Here is an 11,240-nt window from a genome sequence, read left to right on the forward strand (position 1 = left end):
GCGGGCGACGACGCCACGCCGGACGGCGTGATCAGGCCGTCGCAGCCAGCGGTGTTCCCGCTCCGTAGGTACTCAATCACGGGACCCGGGGTTCGCGAGGATGTTTCGAAAGGGCCGGCTCAACAGACCAGCAGGCCCTGGCCGGCGCCACCGTCGCGCAGCGCCGCGAGGGCGTCGTCCACGGTCATCGGCGGCGGCGTCGGCAGGTCGTACGGCTGCGCCCGCAACACCTCCGTGGCCCGGCGGGTGGGCACCGAGGTGACCGGGTAGCCGCGCGCCGAGGTGCGGTCCAGCGCCCGCCGGCGGCGACCGAAGCCGGCGACGGCCAGCCACTGGGGCAGCCCGGCCAGCGCCGGCGAGCGCAGGCCGGGCGGTTCGGGCAGCACGTCCACCGAGCTGAACGGCTCGCTGCCGGCGAGCCACCACTCCACCCCCTCCACGCTGCGCCGGGTGGCGTTCTCGCACCAGTACGGCACCATCCCGGCCCGCACCACCTGCCACGGGTCCAGCAGCCGGCCGCACTCCACCACCAGCCGGTCGCCGGTCTTGCCGGCCGCGCGCAGCCAGCGCCGGTACAGGTCGGCGGTCGCGGCGCTGAGCGCCTCCGGCCGCGGCACGAGGACCCGGTGCAACGGATGCTCGTGCCGGCCGGTCCAGTCCCGGACGGCGGCCTCGAAACCGGACTCCACGCCGTGCTCCGCCGGCTCGGGCGGCGAGGTGACCTCCGGCGGCTGCCAGTGCGCGCCGTCGCCGCCGGCCGAGCGGAGCACCTGGCGCAGGGCGTGGCTGTCCGGGTGGAAGTCGACCGGGTCGAGGCCGCTGCCGGGGCAGCCGACCTGGAAGCTGTGCCCCGGGGCGGAGTCGAAGACCGGCCAGGTGCGCGCGTCGCGCAGCAGCAGCACCGGGGCGCCGGGTGCCAGCCGGTCGGCCAGGAACCGCGCGTACGCGGCCGGGAGGGACCGCCAACGGGCCGCCAGGGACACCGTGGCACCGGCCAGCGCGCCCCGGCTCGCGGGACAGTGCACCTGGCGTACGTGCAGGTCGGCGTTGCCGCCGAGGAGGCGGGCGGTGAGCGCGGCACCGTGGTCCAGGGCGGCCTGCGGCCGGTCGACGGCCCCCTGCGCCCAGTGCACGGTCATCTCGAAGCCCGCCGGCAGCCACGGCACCCCCAGCGCCGTCGCCAGGTGCGCGGCCGCGCCGTGCGGGGAGCCGATCAGGGCCCCCGGGTACCGTCGGCGCGGATACTGGTCGGCGAACCAGCGGGCGACCCGGCCGGCGTCGACCTCGGCCGTCTGCCCGGGGGTGAGCGCCACCCGGCCCGCCGCCCGGATCACCGCCGCCCGACGTACCGGCTCGGGCGCGCCGGTGAACCGCGACAGCGGCCCCGGGTGCCCCGGGTGTCCCAGGTCGGCGCAGTCGGTGCCGCGCAGCGCCCGCGCGGTGGCGGCCACCAGGACCCGCGCCGCACTGCCCGCCGCCACGACCCGGTCGCCCGCCAGCCCGGCACCGTCGGCCGTGAGCCCCTCGCGCACCTTGTGCACCGGCCCCACCTTGCCTCGTTCGCTCACCACGCGGCCCGGCTTCCCGTCCCGATGGGGTTCAAACAGGGCATCCCCCACCGGGCGGGAGCAATCAGAAGATCCCGGGCGGGGCGGCACCGGCCCGGTGAACGGGACCACGGGGGGCGGTCACCGCCGGCCCGGTACGCCGGTGAGCAGGGGTTTCGTCGGCGCGGTAAGGGGCACATCTGCGCCCATGCGCAGCGACGACGAGGCCCCCGCGGCGGCGGCCACCATCACGCCCTACCAGGACGGGCCGCTGCTGGTCCGGGGCGACTTCGCCCTGGTCACCCCCGACGGTGAGACCATCGACGCGCGGCGGGGCACGGTGGCGCTGTGCCGCTGCGGCAAGTCGGCGCTCAAGCCGTTCTGCGACGGCACCCACAAGGCCGTCGGCTTCCGCGCCGGCACCACCCGCGACACTCCCTGACTGCCATCCCCCGGCCCCTCCCGCGCCAGGGCGCATCATGGATCCCTCGTGGGCGGGAGGTGCGTCGGTCCGCGGCCCGGATCAGGCGACGGCGGCGGGGAGTTCGCCGGGGCGGGGGCGGTCGCGGAGGGCGATGCGGATCGGGGCGGTGGCGCGCAGGGAGGTGCGGCCGGCGGTCCAGGCGTCCAGCAGGTGCGCGGCGAAGAGCCGGTCCACCGCCAGCGCGGCGGCGGCACCGAGGAGCACGTCGGGGGCGAGCCCCGGCTCCAGGCGGACCAGTCCCCCGCACATGTCGTGGGCGGCGATCTGCTCGTGCACCGCGTCGGCCTCGACGTGTTCGTCGTAGAAGCGCGTGGCCACCTCGTCCAGGCCCAGGCGGCGCAGCCCGTTGCCGTAGCGGCGGTTCGGCAGCGAGGAGGTCATCTCGTACGCGGCGAGGTGCCCCAGCAGCGCCCCGCGCAGGCGCCGGTGCAGCCCGAACAGCGACATGAGGTTGTTGGTGGCCAGGGTGATCGCCGGCACGGCGTCCAGGTGGGCGGCGTAGCCGGTGTCGAGCCCCAGCCGCCCGAGGGTGACCCGGAACAGTTCGGCGTGCATCCGGTCGAGGCGCCCGTTGCCGTACTCGTCCATCTGGATCTCGACCAGGGCGGCCTTCGCCGGCCCGCCGAGGCGCGGCAGGGCCCAGCTGTGCGGGTCGGCCTCGCGCAGGTGGTAGATCGAGCGGTGCGTGACGAACTCGCGGAACTGGGCCAGCGACGCGCGGCGTTGCAGGTACCCGGCGAGTGACGGTCCGTCGGCGGCGGCGACCACGTCGGCCAGGGCCGCCGGCACCCCGCCGGGCAGCGCCGCCGGCAGCGGCCCGGCCAGCGCCCGCACCGCCGCCTCGAAGTGGCGTTCGGCGTACGCGCGCAGCGCGAGCAGCGACGGCTGCCACTCCCAGCCCTCGTCGACGCCCCGCCAGCCGCGGTAGTGCAGCTCGTAGCAGCAGAAGAGCGTGAGCTGGAGGTCCTCGTCGGTGAGCGGGTCGGCCGGGTCGAGCCCGTCGCCGAGCCCCGCCGGCAGGTCGTGCGGCGTCCGCCGCAGCGCGTCCAGCAGTGCCGCCGAGACCGGTCCACGGGGCTGCGGCAGGGGCGCGGGTCCGTACCGGCGATCCGGGGACTCTGACAAGGTGACCTCCAGCGTCGTACTGCCCGTCCTCAGTGCCCGTCGCCCGGGTCGTTAAACGAGGTCGTCGGCCTCGACGGCCACCCCGGCGGCGAGCATCCGGTCGCGCACCCGCCGGGCGGCGTCGCCGTTGGCGAACACCTCGCGCAGGTCGGCGAACGCGGGCTCGGGCGGCGCCAGCCGTACCGCCGGGTCGACGACGGCCTCCAGCAGGCAGGGCCGGTCGGCCCCCAGCGCCTCGTCCCAGGCCGCCCCCACCAGCTCCGGCCGGTCGACCCGCACCCCGTGCAGGCCGAGCAGGCGTGCCCAGCCGGCGTACGGCACGTCGGGCCGGCGGCGCGTCGGGTCGGTGGGCATACGGCCGCCACCCATGCCCGACTGGTCCCGGTTGTTGAGCACCAGCACCACCAGACGGGGATCGCGCCACTCCCGCCAGTGGTGTGCCACGGTGACCAGCTCGGCCAGCCCGTTGAGCTGCATGGCGCCGTCGCCGAGCAGCGCGATCACCGGCTGGTCCGCAGCGGCGAGCTTGGCCGACACCGCGTACGGCAGGGCACACCCCATCGAGCCGAGCGTGCCGCAGAGCTGCGCGTTGACGCCCGGGGGCAGTTCGAGGTGCCGGGCGTACCAGTAGAGGACCGACCCGACGTCCACCGCGACCGCCCCGCGGCGGGGAAGCCGGGTGGAGAGCTCGTGCAGCACGAGCTGCGGGTTCACCGGCTCGGCGGGGGCGGCGGCCCGCTCGGCCCGCTCGGCCCGCCAGCGGTCGACGGAGCCCTCCACGGTCTCGCGCCACCGGGCGTTCGGCCGGTCGGGCACCCGGGCCAGCAACGCCCGCAGCGTCTCCTGGGCGTCGCCGACGAGCGGGACGTCCACCGGGTAGCGGGTGCCGATGCGGCGCCCGTCGATGTCGATCTGCACCGTTCGGGTCTGCCCCGGCATCGGGAAGTAGTCGGTCCACGGGTCGTTCGTGCCGACCAGCAGCAGCGTGTCGCAGCCACCCATCAGCTCGGCGGCGGCGGGCGTGCCGACCTCGCCGAGCACGCCGGCGTGGAAGGGCAGCCGCTCGTCGAGCACCGGCTTGCCCAGCAGCGACGCCGCGACCCCCGCGCCGAGCCGGTCGGCGAGGGCGACGATCTCGGCGGCCGCGCCCCGCCCGCCCTGGCCGACCAGGATCGCGGTCCGCTGGCCGTTGGCGAACAGCTGGGCGGCCGCGTCCAGGTCGGCGTCGTGCGGCAGGACCCGGGCCAGCGGCTCCCCCGGCGTCGCCGACAGCACCCCGGCCGCGTACGGCTCAAGGTCGGGCACGGCGGCCTCCTGCAGCTGCCGCGGCAGCACGACGCAGACCGGGCTGCGGGTGGCGGCGGCGGTGCGGAACGCCTGGTCGAGCAGCGCCGGCACCCCGTCGGGGGCGCTGCCGTAGCGGACGAACTGGTCGCAGGCGTCGGCGAACAGCCGGCTCAGCCCGATCTCCTGGTGGGCGGCGCCGAGCGGACCCGAGACGTCCTCGCCGACGATCGCCACCACCGGCTTGCTGTCCAGCTTGGCGTCGTAGAGGCCGTTGAGCAGTTGCACGGCGCTCGGCCCCTGGGTGGCCAGGCAGACCCCGATCCCGCCGGTGAACTTCGCGTGCCCGGTGGCCATGTACGAGGCGGTCTCCTCGTGCCGGGCCGGGATGAACTCGGGGTCCCCGCCCGAGGCGTCCAACGCCTGGACCACCGGGGCGATGGCCTCCCCCGGGTAGCCGAAGACCCGCGGCACCCGCCAGGCGCGCAGTCGCTCGACCACGAGGTCGGCCACCCTGCGCTCAGCCATCGCCACGCCCCGGCGTGCCGGCGTCGACGTAGCGCAGCACCGCCCCGACGCCGTCGGTCAACTCCGGTGCCTCGTCGGGACCCAGCACGGTCAGCTCGGCGTCGATGCCGACCAGTGCGCGCACCAGCGCGGCGTCGGCGCGGACCTTCTCCGGGTCGCGTACGGACATGGCGGCGAGCTGCCCCGGATCCGTGGCGATCTCGGTCGGGTCCGGCCCGATCCAGAGTTCCCCGTTCGCGGACGGGTCGTCGACGATGAGCATCGTCTCGACCTGGTTGCGTTGCAGGGCCGACACCACGGCGTCCAGCCCGGCGCCGACGTCCTCCTGCGTGCCGAAGCGGTCCAGCACGGCGGAGATCCGCTGGTCGGCCACCTCGGCGATGGTCTGCACGGTGAGGTCGTCCAGCAGGCTCTGGTCGGCGCCACCGCCCCGGGATCCGGCGTCGGTGCGCACCATCAGGTCCTGCCAGCGCTCCGGCATCTGGGCGGCGATCATGCCGGTGGCGCGCACGTCGCCGGCGACGACCACCACCTCCGCGCCGACCTTCTCGGCCAGCTCCACCGTGGCGGCGGTGACGTCGCCCGCGTTGTGGTGCCAGGCCTCCATGGCGGCCTTCTGGTGGTGCGACTGCGACCAGCCGCCGGGCTGCACCCGGCGCAGCTGGAAGTGCTCCCGGCCGGTCACGTGGGCTCGGCGCGGCACGCCGCCGGCGCTGATCGCCATGGCGTCGGCGCCGGTGCGGTCGGCCAGCACCCGCACCCAGGCCACCTGCTCGCCGCGCTGCGCCAGCATGGGCATCACGTGCGGCAACGAGGTGTACGCGGCGAGGTCCCGCAGCGGCGGGGCGGAGAGGTACTCCGACAGCACCACCCGGCCCCGGGCACCGAAGATCGCCAGCCCGTAGTCGCCCGGCATGGGATCGTGCCCCCGCACGACCCGTTCGACGGCGTCGATGGTCTCCACGTCGGCGCGCTGCTGTTGAAGTTCTTGGCGCAGGGCCCGCCAGCGCAGATCGAGCGCCGCGTGGGCGTCCTCGGTGTTGGCGGAGGCGTCCAGGTACACCGAGACCCACGGTCCCGGCCGGTCGTAGAGCGGGCGCAGGAAGGACAGCTGCATGCTCGACCCCTTTCCAGCTCGGCCCCCCGCTTACCCGCGCCATCCCGGTTGTCACCTGGCCGCCGGGCGGCACGTGACCGAGGTTCATTCATGTCGTTCAACCCGGATGACCGATACCATCAGTGAACGCAACCGGACTCTGGGTGGTGGAAATGGACAGCGACCTGCACATCCGGCGCATCGTCCACCCGAGCGACCGCATCGTGACGGGGCGGATCGTGCGGCTGATGGAGGGCTATCCGCGCGAGGTACGCATCGGCCAGCCGGTGCTGGTCGCGGTGCTCGCGGCGGCCGGCGTCGCCGGCCTGCTGACGGCGCTCGTCCGCTCCCTGTTCTCGGCCGGCTCCGGCGCGGCCCGTCGGCGGTTCAAGGACCTGAAGAAGGGCCCGGAATACCTGGTCACCCCCGTACGGCTGCGCGACGCCGCCGGGCAGCTCTGCGAGGTCGAGCTGCACGGGCACCTGCCGCAGAGCGCCCTGCACCCGGCCGACCACGTGCAGTTGACGCTGCGCCGCCAGGGCGACCCGGACCTGCCGCCGAAGATCGAGCGGATCGTCAACCTCACGACGGGTCAGCTGCTCACCCCGCGTACGGCCACCCTGTGGTCGCACCTCGGGCCGCCGCTGCTGCTCCAGGCGATGCTGGGCACGCTGCTGGTCGCCGTCCTGGTGACCTGGTCCACGCTGACCTGACGCCGGGGAGGCGCAGCCGGACGCCCGGGAAGCGCGGCCGGACGGGCTCTCCGCCCGGCGACGTGGGCGGGGCCGAGGGGCGGGCCGGTTTCCGGCGTCGCGGCGGCGGGCACGGTGGGGACCATGTTCGAGGGGTTCACGCTGGAGCACGTCGACGTCGGCGAGGTCCGGCTGCGGGTACGCCACGGCGGCTCGGGCCCGCCCGTGGTGCTGCTGCACGGGCATCCGCGTACCCACGCCACGTGGCACCGCGTCGCGCCGCTGCTCGCCCGCGAGCACACCGTCATCTGCCCGGACCTGCGCGGCTACGGCGGCTCGTCGAAGCCGCCGAGCGACCCCGGGCACACCGCGTACGCCAAGCGGGCGATGGCCCGCGACGTGGTCGGCCTGCTCGACGCGCTCGGGCACGACCGCGCGGCCGTGGTGGGGCACGACCGGGGCTGCTACGTGGCGATGCGCACGGCGCTGGACCACCCGCGGCGGGTCAGCCGGCTGGGCGTGCTCGACGGGGTGCCGATCGGGGAGGCCCTCGCCCGCGCCGACGCGAGGTTCGCGGCCCGCTGGTGGCACTGGTTCTTCCTGGGCCAGTCCGACAAGCCGGCGGAGCGGGTGATCACCGCCGACCCGGACGCCTGGTACGGCGGGTCGCCGGCCGCCATGGGCGAGGAGGCGTACGCCGACTACCGCCGGGCCATCCACGACCCGGCGACGGTGCACGCGATGTGTGAGGACTACCGGGCCGGGCTCGGCCCGGACCGGGCGGCCGACGACGCCGACCGGGCCGCCGGGCGGCGGATCGCCTGCCCGGTGCTGTTCTGCTGGTCGGAGCGCGACGACATGGTCGACCTGTACGGCGACCCGGCGGCGATCTGGCGGGACTGGGCCGACGACGTGCGGGTGGCCGCCATCGACTCGGGGCACCACATGGCCGAGGAGGCCCCGGAGCAGCTCGCCGCCGCGCTCGCCGACTTCCTCGCCGGCTGAGCCGTCAGCCGACCGGGGTCAGCGGGCGGTCCGGCTCGCCCGCGGTGCGCAGCATGCCGCGCCGGGCTGCCCAGCGCTCGAAGACCAGGGTGGCGAACGGCGGCACGGCGCAGGCCAGCGCCACGAGGGTGGGCCAGGGCCGCCAGCGGTGCAGCCGGGCCATCGCGAGGACCAGCAGGCCGTACGCGACGAAGAGCGCGCCGTGGATCGGGCCGAAGATCTGCACGCCGATCTCGTTGCCCGGGGGGCCGTACTTGACGGCCATGCCGACGAGCAGGGCCAGCCAGGAGCAGGCCTCGGCGATCGCCGCCGCCACGAAGAGCCTGGTGATCTTTTCGCGCATCGTCACTCCCCCACCGGTTGCCGCACATGCTAGCCACCCCGCCGGCCGCGCCGACGGCACGACGGGCGGAGGCGACAGGGATCACGCGGGCCCGAGCTGGGTACGTACAAGAAGCTTCGGGTCTTCCCCGGCCCGCCCCGGGCGTGCGAGGTTAGGGGAACCAACGGTGACAGGGCGGTGACCATGGGCGAGGACGTCGGGGTGCGGACCTTCAGTCGTGAGGACCGGGCCCGCTATCGGGAGAAGGTGCGGCGGTGCCTGGACGTCTTCGCCGAGATGCTCCGGGAGTCCCGCTTCGACGTCGAACGGCCGATGACGGGGCTGGAGATCGAGCTGAATCTCGTCGACGACGACTCGATGCCGACCATGCGCAACGCCGACGTGCTGGCCGCCGTCGCCGACCCGAGCTTCCAGACGGAGCTGGGCCAGTTCAACGTCGAGATCAACGTCGCGCCGCGCCGGCTGGCCGGCACCGGCACGCACGAGTTCGAGGAGAGCGTACGGGCCAGCCTCAACGCCGCCGAGACCAAGGCGCGGGGCGTCGGGGCGCACATGGTGATGATCGGCATCCTGCCGACGCTGCGCCCGGAGCACCTGACCGCCGAGACGCTGTCGGCCAACCCGCGCTACGCGCTGCTCAACGAGCAGATCTTCGCCGCCCGCGGCGAGGACCTGCGGATCGCGATCAACGGCGTGGAACGGCTGGCGGTCACCGCCGACACCATCACGCCCGAGGCGGCCTGCACGAGCACCCAGTTCCACCTCCAGGTCAGCCCCGCCCAGTTCGCCGACTACTGGAACGCCGCGCAGGTGGTCGCCGGCATCCAGGTGGCCCTGGGCGCGAACTCGCCGCTGCTCTTCGGCCGGGAGCTGTGGCGGGAGACCCGCATCCCGCTGTTCCAGCAGGCCACCGACACCCGGCCGGAGGAGATCAAGGCCCAGGGCGTACGCCCGAGGGTGTGGTTCGGCGAACGGTGGATCACCACGGTGTTCGACCTGTTCGAGGAGAACGTGCGCTACTTCCCGGCGCTACTGCCCGTCTGCGACGCGGAGGACCCGGCCGAGGCCCTGGCGCGCGGGGACGTGCCGAAGCTCGCCGAGCTGCGACTGCACAACGGCACCGTCTACCGCTGGAACCGCCCCGTGTACGACGTGCTGAAGGGTCGCCCGCACCTGCGGGTGGAGAACCGGGTGCTGCCGGCCGGGCCGACGGTGCTCGACACCGTGGCCAACGGCGCCTTCTACTTCGGCCTCGTCCGGGCCCTCGCCGAGGCCGACCGGCCGCTGTGGTCGCAGATGTCGTTCAGCGCGGCCGAGGAGAACTTCAACGCCTGCGCCCGGCACGGCATCGACGCCCAGGTCTTCTGGCCCGGCCTGGGCTATCTCCCGGTCACCGAGCTGGTGCTGCGCCGGCTGCTGCCGCTGGCCCACCACGGGCTGGACCGGTGGGGCCTGGACCCGAGCGAGCGGGACCGGCTGCTCGGCATCATCGAGCAGCGCTGCCTGACCGGCCGCAACGGCGCGAGCTGGCAGGTGGAGACCCTGCATCGGCTGGAGTCCGCCGACCACCTCGACCGGCCGGAGGCACTGCGCGAGGTGGTGCGGCACTACGTGACGCTGATGCACAGCAACCGCCCGGTCCACGAGTGGCCCATCCCCTGACCGGTCGCCGCCGGGTAGTGGCCCGTCGGGTGGCCGTCCGCCGTCGGTATCGTCCGGCCGGGCCGCCCGTCAGGACGGGCCCGGCGCCTCCCTGAGGTACGCCCCCGACACCTCCGAGCGCACCGTCCACCCGAGCGCCCGGTACAGGGCGCGTCCGTCGTCGGTGGCGACGAGGATCCCGGTGCGCATCCCGCGCCTCGCCGCGTGGTCGCCGAGCGCGCGCATGACCACGCTGCCCAACCCGCGCCGCCGGTGCGCGGGCTCGGTCTCGACCTGGTCGACGGTCCCGAACTCCCCCGCGCCGCCCAGCCGCCCCGAGGCCGCCCGGCGCCCGGACGCGTCGAGGACGGTCGCGACGACTACCCCGCCCTCGACGACGACCCGCATCGCGTACGGTGTGGGCGGCTCGACCGCACCCGGCGTCAGCGGTGCGCTCATGAGGTGTCCGGCGCGGTCCATCGTCCAGGCGTCGGACAGGGCGGCGCGCAGCCCTGCCCGATCCCCGCTGACCTTGATCCAGGTGCCCGGCGCGGTCAACTCCCGGCCGAGCCGTCCGAGCGACCCGGCATCGTAGGTGTGCAGCACGTGGCGTACGCGATGGCCCGGCAGGCCCACGTCGACGCGGAAGCCGCCGGGGATCTCCACGGGGGCGGGAGTGCCCCGGGACACGGCCCAGCCGCTCCCCCAGGCCATCATCAGCTCGGCCACGGTGCACGGCGGACCGTCCACGGCCGCCCGGGTGAGCGCGTCCGGCATACGGACTCCTTTCGCGGCGACATCGTTCGTCCCACCTTATTGCAAGCTCTTGGCAACAAGACCGCTGCAGTCGACCTTGTCCCGCACCGCAGCCGACGCTGCCCCCTCCGCCACGGCCAGGCCGCCCTCCTGCCAGCGCTGATCCTTGTCTCCGCGGAGTCACCGGGGCGCGTCGAGCGCCCTGTCGAGCTGCGTCGAGCGCCCTGTCGAGCTGATGTCGTAGACGACTCAAGCCAGATGGCGGGCACCGCCCCGCGGCCCCTCCCCGACGGCCCACCCGAACGGCTCCCGGCGTCCGCCGGTCGTCACCGCAGCGGGGCGGCCCTGGGGCACCGGCTGAATCGTCTACGACATCAGTTCGACAGGACCGACGGACACCACCCCACCCTCGGCAAGACCTGACCAACCGCGCCGGGGCACCCCTGCGCGGGGCTGGGCCAAGCCGGGTCGAGTCAAGCCGGGCCAAGCCAGGCCAAGCCAGGCAGGCCAGGCCAGGCCAGGCAGGCCAGGCCAGGCCAGGCAGGCCAGGCCAGGCCAGGCCAGGCCAGGCCAGGCCAGGGCAGGCCAGGCCAGGCCAGGGCAGGCCAGGTGAGTTCCCCCCGCTTTGATGGAGCGGTGGTTACCTGCTCCGGCTGGTGCCGGGATGGCGATAGGTGGCTCAGCTGGTTGCGTCTGGCGGCTGTGCCAGGCGGTCTCGTACTCGTTCGGGCTGAGGTAG

10 protein-coding genes are annotated in these 11,240 nt (G+C 74.9%); 4 read left to right on the plus strand and 6 right to left on the minus strand.

What is annotated here, in order from left to right; genetic code table 11:
* Positions 1 to 119: 119 nt before the first annotated feature.
* The gene (locus ACTMS2_RS24570; RefSeq protein ID WP_441177509.1) at positions 120 to 1,541 is read right to left on the minus strand and encodes a hypothetical protein; all 1,422 of its coding nucleotides are present in this window, start codon (positions 1,539 to 1,541) and stop codon (positions 120 to 122) included.
* Positions 1,542 to 1,755: 214 nt separating this feature from the next.
* On the opposite strand from ACTMS2_RS24570, the gene ACTMS2_RS24575 reads away from it, so the two are divergent.
* Positions 1,756 to 1,989: a CDGSH iron-sulfur domain-containing protein gene (locus ACTMS2_RS24575; RefSeq protein WP_441177495.1), complete on the plus strand. Its 234-nt coding sequence runs from the start codon at positions 1,756 to 1,758 to the stop codon at positions 1,987 to 1,989.
* A gap of 81 nt (positions 1,990 to 2,070) precedes the next feature.
* On the opposite strand, the gene ACTMS2_RS24580 is transcribed toward ACTMS2_RS24575, so the two are convergent.
* Genes ACTMS2_RS24580 through ACTMS2_RS24590 form a run of 3 tightly spaced genes read right to left on the minus strand, consistent with a single transcriptional unit; the run spans position 2,071 to position 6,085 of the window.
* The gene (locus ACTMS2_RS24580) at positions 2,071 to 3,156 is read right to left on the minus strand and encodes an iron-containing redox enzyme family protein (RefSeq protein ID WP_441177496.1); all 1,086 of its coding nucleotides are present in this window, start codon (positions 3,154 to 3,156) and stop codon (positions 2,071 to 2,073) included.
* A gap of 51 nt (positions 3,157 to 3,207) precedes the next feature.
* Positions 3,208 to 4,968, minus strand: coding sequence for a thiamine pyrophosphate-binding protein (locus ACTMS2_RS24585; protein WP_441177497.1), 1,761 nt, complete (start codon positions 4,966 to 4,968; stop codon positions 3,208 to 3,210).
* Complete coding sequence (locus tag ACTMS2_RS24590) at positions 4,961 to 6,085, minus strand: baeRF2 domain-containing protein (protein ID WP_441177498.1); 1,125 nt, start codon at positions 6,083 to 6,085, stop codon at positions 4,961 to 4,963. Before ACTMS2_RS24590 ends, ACTMS2_RS24585 begins: the two co-directional genes overlap by 8 nt.
* A 143-nt stretch (positions 6,086 to 6,228) precedes the next feature.
* Here ACTMS2_RS24590 and ACTMS2_RS24595 point away from each other — a divergent pair, with 143 nt between their 5' ends.
* A complete protein-coding gene (locus tag ACTMS2_RS24595) occupies positions 6,229 to 6,777 on the plus strand; it encodes a hypothetical protein (protein ID WP_363895301.1) in 549 nt (182 codons plus the stop codon).
* 123 nt (positions 6,778 to 6,900) lie between these two features.
* Complete coding sequence (locus ACTMS2_RS24600) at positions 6,901 to 7,761, plus strand: alpha/beta fold hydrolase (protein WP_441177499.1); 861 nt, start codon at positions 6,901 to 6,903, stop codon at positions 7,759 to 7,761.
* 4 nt (positions 7,762 to 7,765) lie between these two features.
* On the opposite strand, the gene ACTMS2_RS24605 is transcribed toward ACTMS2_RS24600, so the two are convergent.
* Positions 7,766 to 8,104, minus strand: coding sequence for a DUF3817 domain-containing protein (locus ACTMS2_RS24605; RefSeq protein ID WP_089000664.1), 339 nt, complete (start codon positions 8,102 to 8,104; stop codon positions 7,766 to 7,768).
* A gap of 183 nt (positions 8,105 to 8,287) precedes the next feature.
* Between ACTMS2_RS24605 and ACTMS2_RS24610 the strand changes: the two genes are divergently transcribed.
* Complete coding sequence (locus ACTMS2_RS24610) at positions 8,288 to 9,766, plus strand: glutamate--cysteine ligase (RefSeq protein ID WP_441177500.1); 1,479 nt, start codon at positions 8,288 to 8,290, stop codon at positions 9,764 to 9,766.
* Positions 9,767 to 9,835: 69 nt separating this feature from the next.
* On the opposite strand, the gene ACTMS2_RS24615 is transcribed toward ACTMS2_RS24610, so the two are convergent.
* Positions 9,836 to 10,522: a GNAT family N-acetyltransferase gene (locus tag ACTMS2_RS24615; protein ID WP_441177501.1), complete on the minus strand. Its 687-nt coding sequence runs from the start codon at positions 10,520 to 10,522 to the stop codon at positions 9,836 to 9,838.
* Positions 10,523 to 11,240 lie beyond the last annotated feature (718 nt).

The organism is Micromonospora sp. SD12 (assembly GCF_052068495.1).
In the GTDB taxonomy this organism is placed as follows: Bacteria; Actinomycetota; Actinomycetes; order Mycobacteriales; family Micromonosporaceae; genus Micromonospora; species Micromonospora echinofusca.